Here is a 24,210-nt window from a genome sequence, read left to right as displayed (position 1 = left end):
CGCACGCCGAGTCCCTCGCGGTTCCTTAGCTCGTCGATGCGGTTTCTTTCCTCGGCCGACAGGTGGGAATACACTTTCGTCATGAGCGCGACACTTTCTCTTCGGTTGTGGACTTGAACACTTCCAACCTTAGAGCGGGTGTTGCGCTTCTATTTAGAACCCGGGGGCACGCGCACGCGAATCTTCCCCGACAGGCACGCCCGTTCCAGCTTTCTGCGTTCGTGGGGTAGATTCCGGACTTTGCAGGCAGCTATCTGCGTTCGTGGGGGACCTGTCAACCCATTCCGGCATGGATCCACGAGCACAGGCCCCCACACAGCCGCGCAACCGCAACAAGCCACTGCCGAATAACGACCTCATGGCAGCGGCAACGTACCCCACGAACGCAGATAGCTCACCGCAGACCGCCAAATCTACCCCACGAACGCAGATACCGGGTAAATTGGTGGATTCCCTCCACGCAACACGCGCCCGCGGCATTGTCCCGGTGGACACTATGAGCCGCCATTGCGCACAGTGAGGTCGGATTTCTGCATTTGTGGAATGCCGAGCATCACAGCGGTGGAGTCTGACCTGAGTACGAGCACGGACACCGGCAGCCTTCAGAATTGCAACGTTTCCGACGAGCATGCCCGCCGCAGCCAAGCCGGAGGCCGGCCGGGGATGCCCCGTGACGTATACGCCGCGCACATGCCCAAATCCGCCCTGACTTGTGAAAGCCCATGCGAGGAACTGCCCCGGTCATCCCACGCGGCGCCCAATGCAACGTCCGAGTTCATGAGACCTTACACCGCCCTCCCGCGACCGGCATAATCCACCGCTCTTTCCCTAGTCCCTCGCCCGCCACCACATGCATCATGAAAAACGCGCCGCGCAAAGTCACCGGAAAACCGGTGAATCCGCGCGGCGCGCCGAGCCTCCCCCCGTCAAGTCGCCGGTTTGCGCCACCCGCTCAAGCGGCAGGCGCCAGCCGGTTCCGGGCAATCCCCTTACTTGCCCAGGAATTCGTTGGTGGACACGTCAGACACCTTCGGCGCTTGCTTGACCACATTGTCGTTCGCATCGGTGAATGCATCGGCCTCGGCAATGAAGTCGAGGTACTGCTGCACGCCGTCGAAGTCGTTGGTGCCGAGCACGAACGAGCCGTCCTTGATCTTGGCCGGGTCGCCCCAGTACTGGCCTTCGGTGATCACCTGCATGCTGCGCTTGACGAAATCAAGCTTCAGCGTGGAGTCGCCGGCATCGTCCACGAGGATCTGCGCGGCCTCGTCCGGGTTCTGGTACGCGTACTCGTAGCCCTTCTGCGCAGCCTGCGTGAAAGCACGCACGGTATCCGGATCCTCCTTGATCATCTTCTCGGAGGTGATGATGCCGATGCCGTCCGCATTGCCGGGCACGCCGTAGTCCGGTTCGGTGAAGCAGTTGAGCTTGGGACCGTACATCTCGGCCTGCACGCCCTCCCAGGTGGCGTAGAAGCCGCCGAAGTCCGCCTGACCGGAGGTGAGCGTCTGGAACGTGCTGGTGCCCACGGTCACCTTGTCGAACTCGCCCTTGCCGCCGTCGGTCTGGATCATGCGGCGGATCACCGCGTCGGACTCGTTGGCGCCGAACGTGGCAAAGGTCTTGCCGTCGAAGTCCTTCGGGGACTTGATGGCGGTGTTAGATGCGAGCGCGCACCACACGGCGGACGGCTTCTGCTGCACCTGCAGCGTCTGGATGATGCCCGCGCCCTTGAGGCTGTAGCTGGCGGCGTTGGTCAGGTTGGACAGCGCGAAGTCGGCCTGCCCGGTGGACACGGCGTGCTCGGCGCCGGCCTGGCCGACGGCGATGATGTCCACGTCGAGCCCGGCATCCTTGAAGTAGCCCTTGTTCTTGGCCACGTAGACACCGATGTGGTTGGTATCCGGCACCCAGGCGAGCATGAAGGTGACCTTCTTGAGCTCCTTGGCCGCGGAGGATGACGTCGAACCGGACGCCGGGGCCGAGGAGGATGCGCCGTTGTTCGCGGCGCCGCCGCATGCGGCCAGCGAGAACGCCATGGCTGCCGCGCCCACGAGCGCGGTGATCTTGCGCATGATTCGCATGATGTTTCCCTAATCCATCTCTTGAACCGTCGCACTCTGGGAGCATTACACAATGAAGCGGACCGGCAGAGCGCGACACGTAGGGCCGGTTCGCGGCGCCGAAGTCCCCCCTCGCCCGCTCTTCAAGGCGGAGGTTTGCCACACGTCGGCGTCAAAACAGTCCAAGCATAGCGGCCGGTCCGGTCAAGCGGACCAGATCAGAGCGGCGTCCGCATTGCGCCCATTGCCTGCGCCGCCCGCCGGACGTCTCCTATACTCGCCTTGCGTCAGAACCCGCAACCCGTGCGGGGCGGGACCGTCCTACCGTGAATGCCTATCGGGACCGAGGGATCATGCTGTTTCAATCCGGTTCGCTGCTGCTGGTGATCGTCGCCACGTATGCGCTCAAGCACCTGCACGTGTTCGGCGAGCGCGACTACAAGGTGGCGCAGGGGCTGGTGTTCAATCTCACGCTGCCGTGCGCGATCGTGATGAGCTTCGCCACCAACGAGCACGACATGTCCATGCTGTGGATCGTGCTGTTCGGCTTCGTGTGCGCGATTGTCCCCATGCTCGTGGTGTTTCTGGGCTCGCGCGGCGATGAGACCCGCTACCGCGCCTATCAGATGCTCAACGCGTCCGGACTCAATCTGGGCGCGTTCTGCCTGCCGGTGGTGCAGACGCTCATCGGGCCCGCGGCGGGCCTGCCGGTGATCATGATGGACATCGGCAATGCGATGGTCGCCACGGCCCTCGCGCTCACGCTCACCAAGGGTCTGCTGCACATGGGGGACGCCGCGAAGAACCTGCCTTTGAGCCTGCGCCTGCGCAACATCGCGCGCGACTTCCTGAGTTCCACCTCGTTCGACACGTACATGCTCATGCTGCTGCTCATGTTCACGCACGTGACCATCCCTCAGTGGATCGTCTCGCTGGTCACGCCGTTCGCCAACGCCAACGCGTTCGCTACCATGGCCATGATCGGCCTCATGATGGAGATTCCGGCCGATCGCAAGGACCGGCTGGAACTGGTGAAGGTGATCGCATGGCGCGCGCTGTTCGCGGTGCTGATCGGCGCGGCGGGCTGGACGCTACTGCCGTTCGACCAGCATATCCGCGGCATCATGCTGCTGTGCGCGGCCAGCCCGGTGACGATCTTCTCCACCAAGTTCGCCGATTCACTCACCGGCAATCCGAAGCTCGCCGGGTTCAGTCTCACGGTGACCGGCGTGCTCGGATTGATCGCCATGACGGTCATCCATGCCGTGGTGAGTATGTAGAGGCCGCCGCCGCAGCCTCCTGCCGAGCCTCCTGCCGCAGCCGTCACCGAACGGCCAGACCGGTCGATCCCGGCGGACCGCTCGGCCGAACCTACGGACAACCCACCGGGTTGTCCGCTTAACGGTTCAACCCGCAACAGACGACCCGCCCACAAGGCGGGACCCAACATCCCCTCACGGTCCTTCGCGGACCGCTCGGCCGAACCTACGGACAACCCGGTGGGTTGTCCGCTTAACGGTTCAACCCGCAACAAACGACCCGCCCACAAGGCGGGACCCAACGTTCCCTCACGGTCCTTCGCGAACCGCTCGGCCGAACCTACGGACAACCCACCGGGTTGTCCGCTTAACGGTTCAGCCCTGTACCACGACGTTGCGCAGGGTGCCGATGCCTTCGACGTGCACCTCGGCCTCGTCGCCCGGGTCGAGATGGCCCGACGCGTTCGGCGTGCCCGTGAGGATCACGTCGCCCGGCAGCAGCGTGGAGAAGCTGGAGATCGCGGCGATCTGCTGCGGAATCGAATGAATGAGCTTCGCGGTGGTGCCCGACGCCTCCGGCACGTCCTTGCCGTTGAGGCTGAACGAGATCTTCGCGTCGGCCCAGTTGAGGTCGGTCTGGATCCACGGGCCGAGCGGGCAGGAGGTGTCGAAGCCCTTGGCGCGCGTCCACATCGGATCGCCACCCTGCAGGTCGCGCAAGGTCACGTCGTTGACGCACGTGTAGCCGAGCACGTAGTCCATGGCCTCGTTCTCCGTGACGTTCTTGGCGATGCGCCCGATCACCACGGCCACCTCCGGCTCGAAGTTCATGTCGTGCGAGTAGGGCGGGATCACGATCGGATCGTCCGGACCGATCACCGACGTGCTGGGCTTGGTGAAGATCCACATGTCCTCGGGCGCGTGGGCCACCTCGGAGTGGCCGGCTTCGTGCATGAACTGCGCGTGGGCCTCGTAGTTCTTGGCCAGTCCGAACACCTTCGAGGGGATCACCGGAGCGAGCAGGCGGACGCCCTCGGCGTCCAGCGCGTAACGCTTGCCCGTGGGTTCCACGGTTCCCGGCCCCAGCGGGTAGCCGTTGAGCTCCACCAGATAGTCCTTGCCATCGGCCTGATCCTGCTGGACGAAGGCATAGCGGGGGGTTCCATTGAGCGAAAAACGTGCGATTCTCATGTCTGCCAGTCTACTCGCCCGCCCGCACCGCCGTCCGGCGCGGCGCCGGTTCAGATGAACGCGCGAGGGCCGAAAATCGCGGTACCGACGCGCACGATCGTGGACCCCTCGGCGATGGCGAGCGCCATGTCGTTCGTCATGCCCATGGACAGTTCGCGGCAGGAGGCCGTTCCGGACGCGCCCGAGGAAAGGATTGCATCGCGGGTTTCGCGCAGGTGAACAAAGCCGCGGCGGATGGTCGCCTCGTCGTCCACATGCGCACCGATGGTCATCAGGCCTTGCAGTTCCAGACCGTCCAAGGCGGCGATCTGCTCGGCGATGTCGCGCGCGGCATCCGGATCGCAGCCGGACTTCGAGGTTTCTCCGGATTCGTTAACCTCGAGCAGCACGCCGACCCTCGTGCCGCGGGCCACGGCCCGGCGCGCAATCTTTTCGGCGAGCGTCAGGCAGTCCACGGATTCGATGACGGTCACGGACGGCAGGACCTTGTTGATCTTGTTGGATTGCAGCTGACCGATGAGGTGGAATGGCAGCGGGGTCAGGGCGGCTCCGGCACCGGCTCCGGTGGAGTCGGTGGAACCGGCATCGCCTGCGGCACCTGAGACATCCGCGGCACCCAGCGCGAAGCCACGCTCGGCGCACAGTCGGGCCAGTCCGGCGGACTTGACCTCCACCTCCTGCGGACGGTTCTCGCCGATCATGCGCACGCCGGCATCGATCGCGGCCATGATCTCCCCCACATCGCGAGTCTTGGTAGCGGCGAGCAAACGCACGGTTCCAGCCTCTCGCCCGGCAGCCGACTCGGCCTGCGCGATGCCGTCGAGCACCCTGTGCACGCCATCCGCGATCTGCCGCGCACGGACACCGTCGATGGTTTCGTTGGCCAGATCCTTGTGATCCATGTATGCCGTCATGCCGCTCCCCTCGCTCGATTGCCGCGACTCGAGTGTAGCCGCACGTGTAGTCGGGCCGCGTTCCGGTCGCAGCCGGGCCAGACCATTGTCAGGCCGCCGCCAAGCCACGGCAGCCAGACCGTCGCCCGGCAGCCGGCTGCGCGGCGACATCCCGCGGCGTGCCGGTGCCCGAGCGGTTCAAACCGCCACGGCCGCGTCGGGTTCCAGCGCGGCGGGGCGGTCCGGCATGGTGCGGTCGGCAAGGTCGCCGCGCAGCCCGTTCCATCCGCCGACCGCCGTAAAGGCTTCCAATGCCTCCGCAGCGGTCATGGGAACTGGCTGCGAGGCAGCCGAGGTAGCCGGTCTCAGTCCCAGCAGCCACGCGCAGTAGCCGACCACCTGCTCCGGCCGGACGCCCCGCGCGCGCAGGAAACCCAGGTCCAGGGAATGCTCGCGCTTGGCCATGCGTCGGCCCTGCGCGTTGTCGATGAGCGGCAGATGGGCGAACGCCGGGCGCAGGGGCTGCTGGTCGGGAAAGTCCAGCCGCTCGCGGATGGCCAGCTGCAGCGCGGTGGAGCGCAGCAGGTCGCGCCCGCGCACAATGTCGGTGACGCCCATGTCGAGGTCGTCCACGGTGACGGCCAGCTGGTAGGCGAAGATGCCGTCGGATCGGCGGATCACCGTGTCACCCACCTCACGGGTCAGATCGAAGCGCTGCGGGCCGAACATGCGGTCGTCGAAGGTCATCAACGCCGAGGAACCGCCAACGTCAACGGCGGTCTGCGGCGCTGCCGGGACCTGTGCCGCCAGATCTGCCACACGCTCGTCTACGTCCACGGCCCGATCGCCGCGCATGCCGGAGCCGCGAGAGCCATCCGGCATGGCGATGCGCCACGAATGGCGGTCGCCGGCCGCCATGCGCCGCCGCGCCTCGGCCGGGTTGGCCGCCGCCAGCCGCCGGCATGTGCCGGAGTACACCACAAAGCCGTCGCCCTCGTTGGGGGCCGAGGCAGCGCGGATGTCCGCGCGCGAGCAGAAGCACGGGTAGACGAGCCCGCACGCCCGCAACATCTCGAAGATTTCCTCGTATCGGTCGAGCCGCGACGACTGGTAGACCGGTTCGCCGTCCCAGTCGAGGCCGAGCCAGTCGAGATCGTCCATGATCCACCGGTCGGCGTCCTTCACCACGCGTGGGGTGTCGATGTCCTCGATGCGCAGGATCATGCGGGAACCGCGGCCGGTCACGGTTCCCGCCGAGCGGGCGGACAGCCATGCGGCAAGCATCGCATATGCATTGCCCACGTGCATGCGGCCCGACGGCGTGGGCGCAAACCGCCCGACCACCGGCCCGTTCGGGTCCTCCGATGCCGCACGACTCGGAATCGGCGGTACGACAGGTTCCACAGGCGTCCACGAATCCCGGGCATCCGCCGACAGCTCCGCGCCGCCCATCCGCGCGGCACGGTCCGCGGCAGCCGGAGCGCCCGTCGCGCGAAGTCCTGCGGTCCCTGTCCGCGCGGTACGTCTTGCGCCTGCCGTCGCAGGCCTCGCCGCAGCGGCAGACGTGGCACTCATCGCATCCATATCGTTCACACGCCCACCCTACCGCACGGCATTGCGCGTCCGGGAGCACGCGATACCGTGTCACCGCACCCATGCCACTCCCCTGTCACGCCGGTTGTTCCGGCCGCATCATGCGCCAGGCAACCATGCACAACGCCGGTTATCCACCGCGACACGAGTTGTCCACTTATGCACAGTCCGGTCCGCCGGTCTTGCCACAGCACCGCACCTGCCCATACCGTGAATCCCATGAACGTCACTCCCAGCAGGGACATCCTGCTCACCGAACTGTCCAAACGCCGCGAGGAAACCATCGCGCGCTGCCTCTCTGCCGCAAGCCACACCTCACAACGTCTGGTGTTCAGCCATTCGACCGCCCTGCTGCTGCTCGGCGCCGAACTTCCCGCGCGCATCGCCCGCACCGCCCGGGAAGAGCTGCACATCTGCTGCACACGTCAAGAGGAACGCCGCGATCTGATCAGTGTCATACCTCACGCTTGGAGCAGAAGCATGGACGTGCAAAACCCATACGCGGGGTTGACGTGCGTCGGACCTTGCGTGGCATGGGCTCAGCTTGCACCTGAATTATCGCTGGAAGAGCTCACCGTGCTCGCGGATGCACTCATGCGTAGAGACGCGCGGCTGCGTCTCGCAGCACCTGACGATTTCGACGAGTTCATGGAAAGCGCCGGGAAATTCCCATCCAAACGCAAATGCCGTTTGGCGATGCGCCTGATGAGGGAAAACACGGATTCCTCCCGTGAGACGTTGACGCGTCTGTTGATCATGCGGCACGGATTGCCGTGCCCGCAGGTCAATGTCGGGGTTCCTGCAGGCGTCGGAGGCACCCTGCATTTCGACATGGCATATCCGGATCTGAAAATCGCCGTCGAATATCAGGGGGCTCAACATGACAGGGATCTTCATCAGGCGAGAATTGACCGCAGCCGCCGAGACTTCCTGAGAACGCACGGGTGGCTGTGGCTGGAACCGGACAATAGGATTTTTCTGGATGACGATCAGGCCGGTGAGTTCATTGACAATCTGTCCGCCCTGCTCAGCCAGAGGTTGGGAACGCCCGTTATCCCGTCGCCCCTGATGACCATGGAGCAGACTGCGGATGCGAGAAGAATCCATAACCGCCGGAATGCCCGGCTCTTGCTCTGAACGGCAGATACTTTCGATTCGTGTGGTGGTTTTCCGGCAACAGTCCGGATATCGGCACCGTCATTCCACCGATTTGGACCGACGTTATACAGTTCGTCCGCATAAAACCACCACACGAATCGAAAGTACTTCCGGCAACACGGCGCCAATGACGCCATTGATGCCGACGGACCGAGCAGCATCTACAAGAATAAGTAGTTTTCACCAATAAAATACTCAAAACTGCCCAAATATCCAAAACAAAAGGTGCCGGCCGCAGCGCGGCCGGCACCTCGAGAATCTAGCGCGGGAACCCTTCCGGCGGCAAAGCCTTCAAGCCCGGAGATCAACGTCACGCGAAGAACGTGAACATCCACGCACCCACGATGGCACCCGCAATGGGAGCGACCACCGGGATCCACGCCTCGCCCCAGCGCGACGAACCCTTGTGCGGAATGGGCAGCAGCTGGTGCAGCAGACGCGGCATGAGGTCGCGGGCCGGGTTGAGGCCGGGGCCGGTCGGACCGCCCATGGAGGTCACCAGACCCCACACGATGAAGCCGACCACGATGGACGCGGCGGCCGGATCCGCCTTGCCCCACGGCAGCACGAGGCAGCACAGCGCACCCACCACGAGCACCAGCGTGCCGAAGAACTCGCTGAGGAAGTAGTTGACCTTGTCGTTGTCCGCGTCGGTGGTGCAGAAGGACGCGAAGATGGCCTCCGCCTCCTCGGTCTCCTTGTAGTGCGGGTAGTAGGTGACGTACACGATGAACTGGCCGGCGAACGCGCCGAGCAGCTGGGCCACGATGTACGGCAGCACGTCGGACCAGGGGAACAGTCCGTTGACGGCCTGTGCGATGGTCATGGCGGGGTTGATGTGCGCGCCCGAGACCGCGCCGAACATGAGGACGGGGAACATGACGCCGAAGCCGTAGCCCATGGCGATGTTGAGCCAGCCGGCGTGGTGCCCCTTGGTGTTCTTGAGTTCGACGTTGGCCACGGAGCCGTTGCCGAAGATCATGAGGATGGCCGTGCCGAGGAATTCGGCGACCAGCTTGGTCATGAGGCTGTATTCCATTGCTTCTCTCTCTTGTGTGGTGCTTGTGCTGCGGAAAGCCTGTGGACGGAACCTTCCGAACCGAAATCCTCGAGTCCGCACGACGCACAGCGGCACGCGCAGGCAAAGAAAAACCCGGCGTGCGATTTCTCGCAACGCCGGGTGAGGAAGTGCCCCCGCAGGGATTCGAACCCTGGACACGCTGATTAAGAGTCAGCTGCTCTAACCAACTGAGCTACAGGGGCGTTGGTCATTTCTTGAGCCGAGTGATAAATATACTCAGATTCCAACAAAATGCAAATTCCGCGACACGCCGTTGTTTTTCAACGGTTTCCGCACCACCCTCAACGCCCCGGATATGCAATTGGGCTCCCGGATCGCCTGATTCGGGAGCCCAATTCATGCCTCGTCGGCGTGTCGCGGATCGGTTCAGACGATCTTCGGCATCGGCGTGGTGAGCGACGTGGTGAGGTTCACGTGCACCAGCCCGGCGCCCGCATGCACTTCGACCTTCTTGAGGGTCACGGTGCGCTCGGCCTCCGGCGCACGGTCGTTGTCGGTCATGGTGGCCGGCGACTTGACGGCCACCACGGCCAGATCGTCGATCGAGACGCCCACTCCCTTGCACAGCGCGTCGGCGGCGTTCAGCGACTCGACGAACCCGTCCTTGAGGATCACGCGCTCAGCCGGCACGCCGTACGCGTTCTGCGCGATCCAGCGGACGTTCTCGACCACGTTCATGCCCTTGCGGCTGTGGAACTGCGTCGCACCGGACGCGCCTTCCAGCGCGGCCACGAACCCGTCGAGCTGCGGGGCCAGAGCCTCGCCGCCGTCGCGGAACAGGTTGCCGATGATCGGCTCGCGGAACTCAAGTTCCTTCGCGGTGGCGCGCAGCGAATCGATCTGGTCGTCCTCGCCCTCCCACAGGTTGATGAGCGGGAAGGTGGGGATGTCGAAGTTCTCCAGCCGCCGCACGTGGAACGGGTAGCGCCAGGCGAGCTCGGGATCGTCGCGCCACGTGGAGGCGCGGGTCACCACGACCGCCGCGGCGGGCCACTGGGCGCCGTATTCGCGGGCCGCGATGTCGAGCCACTTCTGCGCGCCGGCGTCCGCACCGTAGCCGGCCTCGACGATCACCACGTCGTGCAGTGCGCACGCCATCTCCACGGACACGAGCGTGGGAATGCCGATGGACACATTGGCGAACGGACCGCCGTGCACGTACACGGGAGAACCGTTGACGGTCTCGGTGACGGCCGGCTTGACCGCATCGCCGAGGATGCCGGTGATGCGCCACAGGTCCACGAACTCGCCGAACGTGACGGGCTTGCCGTCCTTGGTGCCGGCGATCATGGCGGCCACGCGCCGGCCGATCTCGTCCATGGAGCGCGACAGGCACACGATCTGCATGAGTTCGGAGGTGGGGGTGAGCACCACGCGCTCCGCCACGTTGCCCTTGCCGTAGTCCACGGCGATGGAGCGCAGGGAGCGGGACGGCACTTCGGAAACACGCGGCACGAGGACGGTGTCGATGCGGCCTTCGTCCACGGCCTTCTCCGCGAAGGAGACGAGCAGGTTCTGCGCGGCGGCGATGGCGGCCATCTCGCCGGTCAGACCCCAGTCGATGATCTCGGGGTGGGTCAGGGAGGCCTTGCCGCCGCCGGACGCGCCGCCCTTGGAACCGGCCGCGGTGATGCCCATGCTCGGCTGGCGGAGCACGGCCGCCGCGTCGATGCCGCGCTTGTTGAGCGCGTCGATGAGCGCGATGGTGGTGGTGGTCTTGCCTTCGCCGCGGCTCGCCTTGAGCGGGGTGTCCGCGGTGACGAGCACGACCTTGCCGTGCTTGCGCGGCGCCTCGGGGTTGGCCTTGAGCCAGTCGAGGTAGCCGAATGCGTCGATCTTGCCCACGAGCCCGTACTGGGTGGTGAAGTCCTGAATGGTGGTCATATGGCTGGTTGTTCCTTTCGTGTGATTGCAAAAGTCGGGACGGCGGCCGGAAGGCGGCCGTGGTTGGCAGCCGGGTCAGAAGTCGGACATGTGGAAGCCGTTCTTCATTTCCATGCTGCGCGTGTAGAGCACGGAGTCGAGGAGCTTTTCGGTTTCCGTCTTGAGCTGGTCGGCCATGGTGCGGTTGGCGGCGGCCAGGATGCCGCGCACCTCCGGGTTGCGCGTGGCGGCGACGATCTCGTCCGGGCTCATCGGCTCCACGTCGCCGTCGGCGTTGTCCGCGTCGAATTCGTCAACGACTTCGGCGGCGGTCTCGGCGGTCGCGTCGGCCAGATCGAGACGGGCCACCTGCTCGTCGGTGGCGGCCACGAGGCGGTGCCCCATGGCGCCGGTCTTCTCCTGATAGCGTTCCACGGCGTTGGAGGTGGAACGGAATGCACCGTCGCACAGGGCGGCGATCACGCGGTTGGCCCAGTAGAAGTTCTCGGTGGTGACGCGCGTGGTGGTGTCCTCGAGGTACTGCGGGGTTTCGTCCACGTTGGGGAAGAACGGCACAAGCGTGTTGAACGGGTTGGATCCGTAGGCGAGCCACTGGATGGCACGGCTGGCCTGCGGGCGGTAGGGGCGAATCTGCATCACGGCGAGCTGGCTCTGGCGGTTGATGCCGATCGGGCGGAACATGTGGCGGGTATGTTCGTCGCCGAGCCGGCCGTACGGGTCGTACGGCGTGCCCTGATAGTGGGAGCTCAGCACGTACTTGACGTCCTCGATGGTGATCTTGCGCTCGGGCTGGCGGGCCCACGGGATGTCGTCGCTCGTGGGACGGTGGTCGGCGTCGGGGCCGTCCCACACCTCGTCGTACGGATTGAGGAAGCGCTGCATCACCCATGCGCGCGGCGTGTTGTACACGTGGTCGGAGTCGGAGTGGGAGCCGAACGCGTCGCGCGGGTTGAACGGCGACGTGGATTCGACGGCCAGGTCGAGGTGGTTGTCCTCGATGAATTCGGCCAGATCCTCGGAGCACATGTGGTTCTCCTGATCGCCCAGGGCGTCCTCGAGGTCGAATTCGTCGATGCCCAGCTGGTTGGGCATGGTCACGTAGGCTTCGTCGGGCACGCGCTTGGCGATCCAGTGGTGGCCGCCCACGGTCTCGAGCCACCAGATCTCCTCGGAATCGGAGAAGGCGACGCCGTTCATCTCGTAGGTGCCGTATTCGGCGAGCAGCGCGCCGAGCCGGGCCACGCCTTCGCGCGCGGTCTTCACGTACGGCAGCACGATGGTCAGGAAGTCCTCCTCGCCGATGCCGCCTGGGATCTCCGGCTCGTAGCCGTCCTCGCCTTCGCGCCCCTTGGCAGGCACGCGCTCCACGAACGGGTCGGCGCCGAGCACGCGCTCGTTGGTGGTGAGGGTTTCGGTGGCGCTCATGGCCACGTTGGCCTCGTTCACGCCGGCTTCGCCCCAGATGCCGTCCTTGAGGTCCGCGTTGGGCACGGCGGTGTACTGCAGCGGATCGTCCGGCAGGTCAAGCTCCACGTGGGAGATGACGGACCGGTAATGGCGGGGCTGCTCCTCGGGCTTGACGACGACGAAGCGCTTGGGGTTGAATTCGCCGTTGGCGGAGTCCTCGTTGCGGGCGATGATGGTGGAGCCGTCGTAGCTCGCGTCCTTGCCGACCAGAATGGTGGTGCAGGCCATGGTGTTGTGTGCTTCCTTTCTGTTGGGATGGTCGAAGAGATGGGTGCCGGAGGGCCTACGCCCTGCCGGTGAGAAAGACGCCGTCCGAATCCGGCGCCTCGCCGCAGCCGCGCAGCGCGTGGAGCAGCTCGTTGAGCCAGAAGCCCTGATTGAGGCCGGGCAGCGGCTTGGCGGTCGCCCACACCTGCAGGTAGTACTCGTGGTCCTTGTCCGGCGGCTGCGGTCCGTTGTAGCGCATGGTCACGGCCGGGTCCGAATTGCGGCCGAGGAGCTTGGAGGCGGAGGAGTTACGTCCCTGCACGGCCTCGGGGATCATGGCCGGCATCTGGCGGGAGAAGTCCGGCGGGATGGCCAGGGCGTGCGAGTCGTTGAAGTCGTACATGAGTGCGTCGATGGGCAGGTTGGCCACCGACCAGTGAATCCATTCGAAGCCGCACACGGGAATGGAGTCGGGGTCCACGAACTCCCAGTGCAGGTAACGCGCGCCGGGCTTGAGTTCGTCGATGTAGAACGGGAACGACACGACCGGGATGCCGTCCACACGGTATTCGGGTGCGGCCGCCTTGGCGAAGTCGTCCGGCACGACCGTGAAATCAGCTGAAATCCTCATGCGACCAGTATAGGAGCGGCCCGGGTCCGCGGAGGGGATCGCCGCCGGCCACCGGACGCCCGGCACCGGGCGCAACCTGCCGGCCGCAACCCATGGCACAGGCCCCGCGAAGATGTGGCAGCCCGGTTCGCCCTGCGGAAGTGCACTCCGCCGGGCGGACCGGGCTGCCGCCGGGACGGTCCGTCAAAGAGGAGGGAAAACCGGACCGCCACGGAACCCGGCGCCGCTTCTGTGCTGCCGCACGCGCCGCCGGGCCGAATGCCGCCCGACTATTCGGCCGGGTGGTAGAAGTCTCCGTTGAGGGCCTTTTCGGCCTTCGCGCGGGCGTCGGCGAGCGTCCAGCTGGCCAGTTCGGCGCGCACGTCGTCCAGGGCCACTGGGGTCATGGACAGCGAGGTGACGCCGATGCCCGCCAGCACGACGGCCAGATCCGGGTCGGCCGCGGCCTCGCCGCACACGCCCACCGGCATGTCGTGCGCCTTACCGGCGTCGGCGATGAGCTTGATGGCGCGCAGCACGGCCGGGTGCCATGCGGTCTGGTAGCCCGCGACCGAGCCGAGCGTGCGGTCGGCGGCCAGCGTGTACTGAGTCAGGTCGTTGGTGCCGATGGACACGAAGTCGGCCACCTGCGCCACCTTGTCCGCCATGAGGGCGATGGACGGCACCTCGGCCATCACGCCCACCTTCTTCAGGCCGAAGCTCTTGCCGAGCCGGACGAAGTACTCGGCCTCGTGCTCGTCGGCGACCATCGGGGCCATGACCCACAGGTCGGCGTGCGTCTGCGCGTCGGCGGCGGCGAGCGCCTTGAGCTGGTCCTCGAGCACCTTCCTGTGGGCCCTGAGCGTGCGCAGGCCGCGCAGGCCCAGCGCCGGGTTCGGTTCGTCCTCCGGGGTCAGGAACGGCAGGGGCTTGTCCGCGCCGGCGTCCAGCATGCGGATCACGACCTTCCTGCACGGGAACTTGTCGAGCAGCTCGGCGTAGGCCTTGGTCTGCTCCTCCACGCTCGGCGGCTCGGCGTTGCCGATGAACAGGAATTCGGAGCGGAACAGTCCCACGCCCTCGGCGCCGTACTCGATCGCCGGCTCGGCGTCCTTCGGCTTGCCGACGTTGGCGAGCAGCGGAATGTGGGTGCCGTCCTTGAGCGCGCCCGGCTTGCCGCGCAGTTCCTTGGCCTTGTCCGCGTGGGCGCGGGCGGCTTGGGCCACGGCGATCTCCTCCACGGTCGGATCGGAGATGACGGTGCCGGTGCCGGCGTTGACGATCACATTCTCGCCGTCGCCGAGCCTGTCGGCCTCGGGCGCGGAAACCACGGCGACGATGCCGCGCGCACGGGCGAGGATGGCGGTGTGCGAGGTGGGGCCGCCCTGGGATGTGACGATGGCGAGGATCTTGCGCATGTCCAGCGCGGCGGTGTCCGCGGGGGACAGGTCCTCGGCCACGAGTACGAACGGGGTTTCGCTGGACGGCACGCCGGGGGCGGGCACGCCGCGCAGGTCGGCGATGACGCGCTGGCCCACGTCGTGCAGGTCGGCCGCGCGCTCGGCCTGGTAGCCGCCGATGGCGCGGAAGGTGTTCTCCACGGCGGCGAAGCCGTCGAGCACGGCGCGTTCGGCGGTCTTGCCGGAGTTGATGAGCGAGACGATGCTCGCCGCCAGCGACGGATCGGAGGCGAACATGGAGATGGCCTGCAGGATCGGCGCGGCCTTCCTGGCGCCCTCGTCGCCGTTGGCGGCCTCGGCGGCCCTGCGGTTCAGGTCGGCGTTCACCACGGCCATCGACTTGGTGACGCGTTCGATTTCGGTTTTTGCGGACACGCTTGCCGCACGCGGCGCGTCGGAGGGCTCCTCCAGCGGAGCCGCCATGCGCAGGACCGGACCGATCGCTACGCCGCGGCCAATGCCCACACCCTTGATTTCCATCGTGATTCTCCTTTGACTCTTATGGACGCTGGTTTGTCGGGGCGACGTTGCCGGTATGGCACCTTCGCCAGCAAATCTTTTCAACAATTCATTACTTTATCTCTTTCAAGGCGCGACACGCCAACGGTAATCGTTTTCTGATTTTTCTCACACCGCGCTATACTGGACCACGCAGACGGTCAATGAAACGACCGCGCAACGTATCAGCACAGACGCAAAGGAGTGTCCCATCATGGTTACCCGCATCACCACCATCACCGATCCCGTCGGCATCCACGCCCGTCCGGCGGCCCAGTTCGTTCAGGCCGTCATGACCTCCGGTTGCAACGTCACCATCGCCAAGGGCGACGGCGATCCGGTGCCCGCCGGCTCGATCCTGTCCATCATGGCCCTGGGCATCAGCCAGGGCGACGCCGTGACCGTCAACGTCGAGGGGGACAACGCCGAGAACGTCGTCGATTCCCTGATCGACACGCTCACCGCCGCGGAGTAACGGTTCCGCCCTCGCCTCAATTGCCTTGTATACGGCCGTCCGCGGTATCCGGACGGCCGTATATTGTTGAACGGCCCTTGCCGTGCCGCGGAACGTCGGTCCCGCGGCATGCGCCTCGGCGTACCAATCAGGGAGCACACATGACCGCATCAGCCGCAACGCCATCATCGACCGCCTCGATCGTCAACGTCGCCGCCCTGGCCAACGTCTCCACCGCCACCGTGTCCCGCGTCCTGTCCGGCAAGCGCACCAAGGACGACGACATCGCCCGCCGCGTGCGCGAGGCGGCGGACAGGCTCGGATATTCCGCGAACTACGCGGCCAGCGCGCTGCGCTCCGCCGAAAGCAATACGATCGGGCTGATCATTCCCGGCGTCGACGACGTGTTCAGCACCCAGCTGACCCATGAGCTGGAGCCGCTGGTCAACGCGGAGGGCCGGCAGCTGGCGCTCGGCATAGGCGGCACCCGGGAAGACCAGAAGAAACGCATCGGCCTCATGGCCGCGCGGCGCGTGGACGGACTGATCGTGACCGTCAACGCGGGCAGCGACCCGGCCGATCTCCTCGCGCAGTACGCGCGGACCATGCCCATCGTGCAGATCGGCGGATACCAGAGCACCTTCCGCACCTCGCAGGTCAGCATCGACGACGAGGCGTCCATGGACATGGGCCTCGACCATCTTGCGGGAACGGGCCGTCGTTCGGTGGCCTTCATGGCCGGGGACGGCAACGACCTCGAATCCCGGCTGCTGGAGATGTTCCCCGCCCGGGCGCAGCGCTTCGGCCTGTTCACGCGCGGCGACTGGAACCGCACCGGAGAGCTGAGCGTGTACCGCGGCTTCGAATGCGCCATGCGGCTCTACTGCAACGCGAGAAGCGGGGACACGGACTTCCGGGCCCGGCCGGACGCACTGCTGTGCCGCAACGACGCCGTGGCGCTGGGAGCGATGACCGCCCTGCGCGCCCTGCACCTGCGCGTCCCCCAGGACGTTGCGGTGATCGGATACGGAGACTCCCCGCTCGCCGCCATCGCCATGCCGCAGCTCACCACGGTCCGCCCGCCTACGCGAAAGATCGCCGCGGAGGCGCTGCGCCTGATCGCCGCGGGACCCGATTCCCCTGCGCATATCACCCTCCCCTCGCGTCTCATCGTCCGCGGTTCCTCGGCGCGGACCGCCGTCTCCTGATACGGAACGTATTTCAGAGCAGCCCGAGCCTGTCGAAGGCATCCTTCAGCCCGCCGCGGTCCACGTCTCCGGTGACGAAGTCGGCCACTGCCTTGACCGAATCGGTGCCGTTGCCCATGGCCACGGAGACTCCCGCGGCCTCGAGCATGGGCAGATCGTTGTCGCTGTCGCCCATGGCGACGGTGTCGCGTACCTCCACGCCCAGCATGGAGGCCACGGATCTGAGCGCGGAGCCCTTGTCGACGCCGGGGATCATCACCTCGCCGTTGACCTTGGCGAACGCGCCCATGGAACCGTTGATGACCGTCAGATCGGGGCCGAGCGCCTCGCGCACGCCATCCACGGTAAGGTTCAAGTCGTTCGGCACGAGGAACGTGCCCTTGCTGGCCGGTATCAGGGAGCCGACGTCACGCCCCTCGCCGGCCGCGCGGGCCTTGACGTCGTCGATGTCGTGCCAACGGTCGGGCTTCCGGTCGTCGCCGGTCAGACGCCGGACGACGCCGAAGCGCTTGAAGGCCAGAATCCTGTCCAGGTATCCCCCGGTCGCCCACAACCCCCTGGACGACTGCCACATGTAGTCCACGCCAAGCCGGTCGAACATCCGCGTCGCCGCGGTCACGACCTCGGGACGCATGAACGTTTCGGAACGCACCGTTCCGCCCAGCTCGACGTACGCGCCGGAAACGGCGACGAGGCCGTCGAAGCCGGGGGCGAGGATATGCTCCTCGATCTCCGGCTTCGCACGGCCCGTACAGATCACCACGCGATGCCCGTTGGAGCGCGCCGCCCTCACCGCGCGCACGGCATCCGCGGGGATGCGGTGCATGCGGCCGACGAGCGTGCCGTCGATGTCCAGAAAGATCAGCTTGTCCATCGTCGTTCCCTCCCGTCAGCGGGCGCGCAACGGTTGCGTGGCCATGGTCGGTTACAATTCGGCGCCGTTGCTGGCGATGACCTTGCGGTACCAGTCGAACGACTTCTTGCGGCTGCGCTTGTACGAGCCGTTGCCCTCGTCGTCGCCGTCCACGTAGATCAGGCCGTAGCGCTTCTTCATCTCGCCGGTGTTGAAGCTCACCACGTCGATGCAGCCCCACACGGTGTAGCCCATGACGGGCACGCCGTCGAGGTCGATGGCCTTGCCCACCTGCTCGATGTGCGAGCGCAGGTAGGCGATGCGGGCATCGTCGGCGACGTAGCCGTTCTCGTCGGGCGTCTCGTACATGCCCACGCCGTTCTCGACCACGAACAGCGGCTTGCCCCACCGTTCGTACATCTCGCACAGCGCGTAGCGCAGGCCGACCGGATCGATCTGCCAGCCCCAGTCGGTGGCGGAGATGTACGGGTTGCGCACCTGACCGGGAAGGCCGTGGCCGTCCCAGTCGGACACCTTTTCCGCGCTCACCGCCGCGCTCATGTAGTAGCTCAGCGAGATGAAGTCGACCGTGCCGGCCTTGATGGCCTCGAGGTCGCCCGGCTCCATGCGGATGTCGAATCCCTCGCGTTGCCAGCGCCTGATGAGGTAGCGCGGGTATTCGCCGTGCACGTACACGTCGCCGAACAGGTAGCGGTCGCGCATCTCGGTCTGGGCGAGCATCACGTCCTCGGGCTTGCAGGTGGCCGGGTAGATCGGAACCATGGCGATCATGCAGCCGATATGGAAGTCCGGGTTGATCTCGTGCCCGCGCCGGACGGTGATCGCGGAGGCCACGAACTCGTTGTGGATCGCCTGCCAGACCTTCCGTTCCACCTCGTGCGGGGTGTCGTTCGGATCGGGGATGATGCCCGAATCCGTGTACGGGTAGATCGGCGTGTGCATCTCCATCTGGTTGTTGATCTCGTTGAAGGTCAGCCAGTACCGGACGAGGTCCTTGTAGCGCTCCATGACCGTGGTGGCGAAGCGCACGAAGCAGTCGACGGCCTTGCGGTTGGCGAAGCCTCCCATCTTGGCCAGGTGCAGCGGCATCTCGAAGTGCGAGAGCGTGACGACCGGCTCCATGCCCTTGGCACGGTAGTCGGAGAACAGCTCCTCGTAGAACTTCAGGCCCGCCTCGTTCGGCTCCTCGTCGTCGCCGTTGGGGAAGATGCGCGACCACGAGATGGATGTGCGGAAGCACTTGAAGCCCATCTCCTGGAACAGTGCGTCGTCCTCGCGGAACGTGTGGTAGTAGTCGATGCCGCGGTGGTTCGGGTAGTTCCTGCCCTCGATCACGCCGTCGGTGATCTCGCGGGGCACGCCCGCGGCACCGCCGGTGAGCACGTCGCAGATGCTCGGGCCGCGCCCGTCGACATCCCACGCGCCCTCCAGCTGGTGCGCGGCCACCGCGCCGCCCCAGAGGAATCCTGTCGGGAAACTCATGGCGGTCCCCGTCAGGCCTTCTCGTCGTCGGACTTGCCGGCGAGCTTCTCGTACAGGTCGATCATTTCCACGACCATCGCGCGGAAGACCTCGGCGGCCATCATCTGGTCCTCGACGTGGGTGAGCAGCAGGCCCATCTTCACGGGCTTGCCGGCAGCCTCGCGCTGCACGAGCTTGGAGTGCACGGCGTGACCCTCGCGGTAGCTGGCGTCGCCCTCCTCCAGCGTCTTCCGGGCGCCTTCGAAGTCGCCTTCCTTGGCCTTGCCGAGCGCCTCGAGATAGTCGGACTTGGCGGTGCCGGCAGCGGTGATGAGCTGGAAGCACGTGGTTTCCAGATCCAGTTCCTCTTCTTCAGCCATGTTCGTCATGCCTCCTTCGCGTCACTTGCCGGCGAGCTTGAGGGCGAAGTCCAGCACGTTGCCGCCGCGGGCCATGCCGTAGTCCTGCGGCGCGATGACCTCGACCGGCTTGGCCGGAAACTCCTTCTTGATGTCCTTGAGCATGTAGCGCACCTGGGGGCCGAGCAGGATGACGTCGGCGTCCTGCGCGTTGGTTTCCAGCGTGGAGACCGGCATGGCGGAGATGTCGGCGTCCATGCTGCGCTCGGAGGCGGCGGTCTGCATCTTCTTGACCAGGATGCTGGTGGACATGCCATCGCTGCAGCAAAGTACGATCTTCATGATGTTCCTCCTTGGAACTGTGAACGGGAACCGCGAACGGTTCGGGTTGTCGGTTGGTAAATCTGTTATGGGTTGTACGTGTGGTCAGTGAATGGGCCGGTCGCGTCGCCGACCGTATGATCCGCGGCGCGACCGGCGGTTAGGGAAGAGGGATGGTAAGTATCGATTGGTGAGCGGTCAGGCGGCCGTCACTTGGCGGATTCCGCTTCGGCGTCCTGCTCCTGCTCGAGGCAGATCTTGTCCTGCATCTTGACGAACGGGTAGTAGACGGCCACGGAGATCGCGGTGATGATCACCTGCAGCAGCGCGCACTTCCAGCCACCCAGGATGAAGCCGGAGATGATCGGCGGGGTGGTCCACGGCACCTGGACGGCGCCGAAGGGCTGGATGAATCCGATGGACAGCGAACCGTACATCAGGATCATGGCGATCACAGGGGTGACCACGAACGGGATGAGCATGATCGGGTTGAACACGATCGGCAGGCCGAAGATCACGGGCTCGTTGATGCCGAAGATGCCCGGCACGACGGAGAGCTTGGAGACCTCGCGCATCTGCTTCGACTTGGCGAAAATCAGGGCGGCGATCAGAAGACCGATGGTCAGGCCGACGCCGGAGAACTTCACGAAGCAGTCGATGACCTGCGGGGTCAGGTAGTGGCCGCCGTTGGCCTTGCTCGGGTAGATGCCCTGGTCGAGGAGGGACTGGTTCACCAGCGTGTTGGCGGTGAGCAGAGGGGTGACCACGCCGGAGACGACGTTGGCGCCGTGGATGCCGCACCAGAACAGCATGGAGATCAGGATGGCGATGATGATGGCGCCGGCCCAGGTATCGGTCAGGGACTGCAGTGGGACCTGAAGGATCTTGAAGATGAGCTCGGTCAGGGACACGCCGCCGAACACCTTGCACACGTGGTAGAGGATGGCGGAGCCGGTGATGACGATCAGGCCGGGGATCAGCGCGGAGAAGGCGTTGGTGACGCCCTGCGGGACGGAGTCGGGCATCTTGATCTTGATGTCGTGCTTGACGCAGGCGGTGTAGACCCAGCCCACGATCAGGCCCATGATGATGGCGGAGATGATGCCGTTGGAGCCGGTCCAGTTCTGCACGAACACGCCGTCGACGCTGACGTCCTTGAGCACGTTGACGCTGCTGTCGGTGGCCTTGGTCAGGGCGTCCGTATCGATGCTGATCTTCATGGAGGACGGCGAGACGATGAAGAACGCGACCAGGGAGAGCAGGCCGCAGGAGATGCCGTCGGTCTTCTCGTTGCGGGCGTAGGCGTAGCCGATGCCCACGGCCACGATGATGGCCAGGATGTTGAACGTTGCGGTGCTCACCTGGCTGAGCGCGATGTTCCAGCTGTCGCCGAAGTGAGCGGCCATGAAGTCGCTGTAGCCGCTGAACGGCAGGTTCGCGATCAGCAGGAACAGGGAGCCGATCAGGGTGGCCGGCATGGTCAGGATGAAGCCATCCTTCAGCGCCACCAAAGCCTTGAGACTGGCGAACTTCATGAAGCCATTGAGCATCGCGTCACCAATGCTCTTCAGTCTTTCCTTCATCTTTTCTTTCCTTCCTTGGATTCGGGCTTCTCTGCCCTTGCATATTCAGTTATTCAATTATTCGTCGTTGATGAAGTTGTGCGAATAACTATGGCTCCAGTATAGAGCACGTCAAACCGGGCGCCAAATCCTCGACCCACCCGGTAGAATTCGTCAAAAACGTTGTCGTTTCAACGTTTTATGAGGCATTTCGGCATGCCGCGACTCGCCCGGGGAAAAATTTATTCGAATTACTTTTGCATGTACGAATGTACATATCTCTGCGCGCGGCAAAACTGTGAGCGCTCATGGCGGAACAGCGACGCCGCCGGCGGGAAAACAGGGGCAACGGAGCGGGGCGGGGCCGGAAAACCGACCCCGCCCCGCCAGAAACGCCGTCCGCCGGAGGCCACGCCGCCCCGGCCGAGGCCGTCAGCGCATGGACGCCATGGAGTAGAACTTCGCGTTCTTATAGTGGTACAGGTTGTTCGACGCGTTGAACAGCCGGCCGTTGGACAGGAACGCGTCGTCCTCGATGCAAATCGCCGGGTCGCCTTCCTTGAGCTCCAGCAGGCGCGCGGCCTCCCTGTCCAGCCAGCCCATGTGGATGATCTTGTCCGCGAACCCGAAGCTCAGCCGCAGATCGTTGCGCAGGTACGCATACAGCGACCCGGAGGCGATGTCCTCGTTGAGGTACGGCACGTACTCCTTGAGGTACCACGCCCGCTCGTAGCTGATCGGCAGCCCGTCCACCATGCGCAGGCGCACCACGCGCCACACCTGATCGTCCACTTCGCAGCGCATGCGCTTGGCGAGCTGCTCGTCCGCGCGGGTCAGCGCGAGCTCGTGCACCTTCGAGACGACGCTGCGGCCCGAGAAATCGGCCGAAATGCCGTACGAGGTGCCGATCGGCATGTAGTTGCCGCCGCGGTCCTCGCGCACGAACACGCCGCTACCGCGCACCGGGATCACCTCGCCGGCCTCGGCCAGCACGGCGATCGCCCCGCGCACGCAGTAACGGGACACCTGATACTGCTCGATCAGCTGGTCCTCGGTGGGCAGCCTGTTGGTCTCGGCAAACTCCCCCAGCGCAATGCGGCGCTGCAGCTTCATTGCCAGCTCTCGCTGTTTTGCAGTCATGATCGCTCCTCGGCTAGAAACCCCACGGCCAACGTCGCCGTCGGCATTCGGATGGCAACCCCGTTTCACACAGAGATCGCACAACTTCCTCACATTCGAATAACTACAGTATACGCGGCCGCGGATCATGGGCGCAACGTGGACAGCGCGGCGACGATCACGCCATCCGGCCTGACATAGCTGTACGCCCCGACCCCGGTGAGTACCATGAGAAAACTCGGGCCGCCCATCCGGTCTGCATCGATGCGGCCAACCAGTTTGCGCAGGTTCGCGGCACCCTCGTCAACAAGCCGATCGCCGCCAAGCTTGACTTCGACCGGCCCATATCTGCCATCGCGCAGATGGATCACAGCATCGCGCTCCAGACCGGTCTTGTCCCGGTAGTGGAACACCTCACCGTCCAGCGCATCCGCATACACACGCAGATCGCGCACGCACATGCCCTCGAACAGCAGGCCGAAGGTCTCCAGATCGTGCAGCGCCCCCTTCGGATTTACGCCAAGCGCAGCCGCCGCGATCGAAGGATCCACGAAATGCCGGGTCTTCGCCGTGCGGATGGCCGTCTTGGACCGCAGATTCGGATTCCATGCCGGCAGATCCTCAATGACGAAGATCTTTTCCAGCGCCCGCAGATACGTCTGCACGGTCTTCGCACTGGGGCCGGATTCATCATTCGCGGATACGTCGGCCGCGATCTGGGCCACCGACGTCTGCAAGGATTCCATACGCGCGTAGGATCGCAACAGACGCCGGGCCAGATGAGGGTCACGATCCACATCATCCACGCGCGAGATGTCGGACTCGACCACGGCATCCACATAATCGGCCGCCTGACGCAGGGCGACCTCCTCACTCTCCACATCAACGGCCCCCGGCCAGCCTCCCCTGCACAGCAGGAACGCCAGCCGATCGATCGTCATATCCGCATGGGCGGGACTTGGCGTTCCCCCGCCGAACAGCGTGTCCAATGATATGGTTCCCGTGGAATCGCCCGATTCGAACAGACTCATCGGGCGCATCCGCATTCTGGCGATCCGTCCGGTACCGGTATGGGACAGTTGGTTCAGATTCGGCGGCACGCTGGAACCGGTCAGCAGGAACTGACCGAACGCGCCACGCCTGTCCACCTCGAACCGGACCGCATCCCACAGCTGCGGGGCGAGCTGTCACTCATCAATCAGGCGCGGCGTAGGTCCATCCAGGAGGAATGCCGGCTGGGTCTCGGCAAACAGCAGATTCTGGGCCCGCGCCGCCGGATCGGCCATATACAGCACACTTTCGGCCACCTGCTCACACGTCGTGGTCTTGCCGCACCATTTCGGCCCCTCGACCAGAACCGCCCATTACCATGTTTGGTAGGCCCTGATGGTCGGGGCCGGGTCGCCGGTTCCGGTATGACTCTCTCGCCCTGTCGTTGATGATCCGGGGGGTGTTGTCGCCGGGAACGGGGACGTTCGCAGACCGCTG

20 protein-coding genes and 1 tRNA gene are annotated in these 24,210 nt (G+C 65.3%); 4 read left to right on the top strand and 17 right to left on the bottom strand.

Annotated features, from left to right (window positions below; genetic code table 11):
* Positions 1-989 precede the first annotated feature (989 nt).
* Positions 990-2,084 carry an ABC transporter substrate-binding protein gene (locus AC1AZA_RS10525; protein WP_476514609.1) on the bottom strand — a complete coding sequence of 365 codons (1,095 nt, stop codon included), beginning with the start codon at positions 2,082-2,084 and terminating at the stop codon, positions 990-992.
* Between the two features lie 332 nt (positions 2,085-2,416).
* Here AC1AZA_RS10525 and AC1AZA_RS10520 point away from each other — a divergent pair, with 332 nt between their 5' ends.
* The gene (locus AC1AZA_RS10520) at positions 2,417-3,343 is read left to right on the top strand and encodes an AEC family transporter (RefSeq protein WP_476514608.1); all 927 of its coding nucleotides are present in this window, start codon (positions 2,417-2,419) and stop codon (positions 3,341-3,343) included.
* 354 nt (positions 3,344-3,697) lie between these two features.
* Here the strand turns inward: AC1AZA_RS10520 and AC1AZA_RS10515 are convergent, their stop codons facing one another.
* From AC1AZA_RS10515 to AC1AZA_RS10505, 3 genes are all read right to left on the bottom strand, one after another.
* On the bottom strand, positions 3,698-4,513 hold the full coding sequence (locus AC1AZA_RS10515) for a fumarylacetoacetate hydrolase family protein (RefSeq protein WP_476514607.1): 816 nt from the start codon (positions 4,511-4,513) through the stop codon (positions 3,698-3,700).
* Between the two features lie 50 nt (positions 4,514-4,563).
* Positions 4,564-5,427 (bottom strand): YggS family pyridoxal phosphate-dependent enzyme, encoded by an 864-nt coding sequence (locus AC1AZA_RS10510; protein WP_476514606.1) that lies wholly within the window; start codon positions 5,425-5,427, stop codon positions 4,564-4,566.
* Between the two features lie 177 nt (positions 5,428-5,604).
* Positions 5,605-6,750 carry a glutamyl-Q tRNA(Asp) synthetase gene (locus tag AC1AZA_RS10505; protein WP_476514605.1) on the bottom strand — a complete coding sequence of 382 codons (1,146 nt, stop codon included), beginning with the start codon at positions 6,748-6,750 and terminating at the stop codon, positions 5,605-5,607.
* Positions 6,751-7,218: 468 nt separating this feature from the next.
* On the opposite strand from AC1AZA_RS10505, the gene AC1AZA_RS10500 reads away from it, so the two are divergent.
* The gene (locus AC1AZA_RS10500; protein ID WP_476514604.1) at positions 7,219-8,136 is read left to right on the top strand and encodes a hypothetical protein; all 918 of its coding nucleotides are present in this window, start codon (positions 7,219-7,221) and stop codon (positions 8,134-8,136) included.
* A gap of 331 nt (positions 8,137-8,467) precedes the next feature.
* Here AC1AZA_RS10500 and AC1AZA_RS10495 read toward each other — a convergent pair whose 3' ends face one another.
* The 6 genes from AC1AZA_RS10495 to ptsP all read right to left on the bottom strand — a co-directional run bounded on the left by AC1AZA_RS10495 (position 8,468) and on the right by ptsP (position 15,346).
* Positions 8,468-9,196 carry an MIP/aquaporin family protein gene (locus tag AC1AZA_RS10495; protein ID WP_476514603.1) on the bottom strand — a complete coding sequence of 243 codons (729 nt, stop codon included), beginning with the start codon at positions 9,194-9,196 and terminating at the stop codon, positions 8,468-8,470.
* A 150-nt stretch (positions 9,197-9,346) separates the two neighbouring features.
* A tRNA-Lys gene (locus tag AC1AZA_RS10490) sits at positions 9,347-9,420 on the bottom strand.
* Between the two features lie 184 nt (positions 9,421-9,604).
* Positions 9,605-11,122, bottom strand: coding sequence for a formate--tetrahydrofolate ligase (locus AC1AZA_RS10485; RefSeq protein WP_476514602.1), 1,518 nt, complete (start codon positions 11,120-11,122; stop codon positions 9,605-9,607).
* A gap of 75 nt (positions 11,123-11,197) precedes the next feature.
* Positions 11,198-12,817 carry a C69 family dipeptidase gene (locus AC1AZA_RS10480; protein ID WP_476514601.1) on the bottom strand — a complete coding sequence of 540 codons (1,620 nt, stop codon included), beginning with the start codon at positions 12,815-12,817 and terminating at the stop codon, positions 11,198-11,200.
* A 55-nt stretch (positions 12,818-12,872) separates the two neighbouring features.
* Positions 12,873-13,427, bottom strand: a complete 555-nt coding sequence (locus tag AC1AZA_RS10475) for a YbhB/YbcL family Raf kinase inhibitor-like protein (protein ID WP_476514600.1) — start codon at positions 13,425-13,427, stop codon at positions 12,873-12,875.
* Positions 13,428-13,696: 269 nt separating this feature from the next.
* Positions 13,697-15,346, bottom strand: a complete 1,650-nt coding sequence (ptsP, locus tag AC1AZA_RS10470) for a phosphoenolpyruvate--protein phosphotransferase (protein ID WP_476514599.1) — start codon at positions 15,344-15,346, stop codon at positions 13,697-13,699.
* Positions 15,347-15,578: 232 nt separating this feature from the next.
* Here ptsP and AC1AZA_RS10465 point away from each other — a divergent pair, with 232 nt between their 5' ends.
* Both AC1AZA_RS10465 and AC1AZA_RS10460 read left to right on the top strand, forming a co-directional pair.
* Positions 15,579-15,839, top strand: a complete 261-nt coding sequence (locus AC1AZA_RS10465) for an HPr family phosphocarrier protein (protein ID WP_476514598.1) — start codon at positions 15,579-15,581, stop codon at positions 15,837-15,839.
* Between the two features lie 140 nt (positions 15,840-15,979).
* Positions 15,980-17,026 carry a LacI family DNA-binding transcriptional regulator gene (locus tag AC1AZA_RS10460; protein ID WP_476514597.1) on the top strand — a complete coding sequence of 349 codons (1,047 nt, stop codon included), beginning with the start codon at positions 15,980-15,982 and terminating at the stop codon, positions 17,024-17,026.
* A gap of 13 nt (positions 17,027-17,039) precedes the next feature.
* Here the strand turns inward: AC1AZA_RS10460 and AC1AZA_RS10455 are convergent, their stop codons facing one another.
* From AC1AZA_RS10455 to AC1AZA_RS10425, 7 genes are all read right to left on the bottom strand, one after another.
* Positions 17,040-17,900, bottom strand: coding sequence for a Cof-type HAD-IIB family hydrolase (locus AC1AZA_RS10455; protein ID WP_476514596.1), 861 nt, complete (start codon positions 17,898-17,900; stop codon positions 17,040-17,042).
* 51 nt (positions 17,901-17,951) lie between these two features.
* Positions 17,952-19,382 carry a 6-phospho-beta-glucosidase gene (locus tag AC1AZA_RS10450; protein ID WP_476514595.1) on the bottom strand — a complete coding sequence of 477 codons (1,431 nt, stop codon included), beginning with the start codon at positions 19,380-19,382 and terminating at the stop codon, positions 17,952-17,954.
* An 11-nt stretch (positions 19,383-19,393) separates the two neighbouring features.
* Positions 19,394-19,741 (bottom strand): PTS sugar transporter subunit IIA, encoded by a 348-nt coding sequence (locus AC1AZA_RS10445; protein WP_476514594.1) that lies wholly within the window; start codon positions 19,739-19,741, stop codon positions 19,394-19,396.
* 21 nt (positions 19,742-19,762) lie between these two features.
* Positions 19,763-20,062 (bottom strand): PTS sugar transporter subunit IIB, encoded by a 300-nt coding sequence (locus tag AC1AZA_RS10440; protein WP_476514593.1) that lies wholly within the window; start codon positions 20,060-20,062, stop codon positions 19,763-19,765.
* 188 nt (positions 20,063-20,250) lie between these two features.
* Entirely contained in the window at positions 20,251-21,624 is a 1,374-nt protein-coding gene (locus AC1AZA_RS10435) for a PTS sugar transporter subunit IIC (RefSeq protein WP_476514592.1), read from the bottom strand.
* 411 nt (positions 21,625-22,035) lie between these two features.
* A complete protein-coding gene (locus tag AC1AZA_RS10430) occupies positions 22,036-22,743 on the bottom strand; it encodes a GntR family transcriptional regulator (protein WP_476514591.1) in 708 nt (235 codons plus the stop codon).
* A gap of 125 nt (positions 22,744-22,868) precedes the next feature.
* Positions 22,869-23,753 (bottom strand): ATP-binding protein, encoded by an 885-nt coding sequence (locus tag AC1AZA_RS10425; protein ID WP_476514590.1) that lies wholly within the window; start codon positions 23,751-23,753, stop codon positions 22,869-22,871.
* Positions 23,754-24,210: the final 457 nt, after the last annotated feature.

This window comes from Bifidobacterium sp. LH_389, assembly GCF_056357235.1.
The sequence above is the reverse complement of the archived record's forward strand: the minus strand, read 5'-3'. Positions and strand labels throughout refer to the sequence as shown.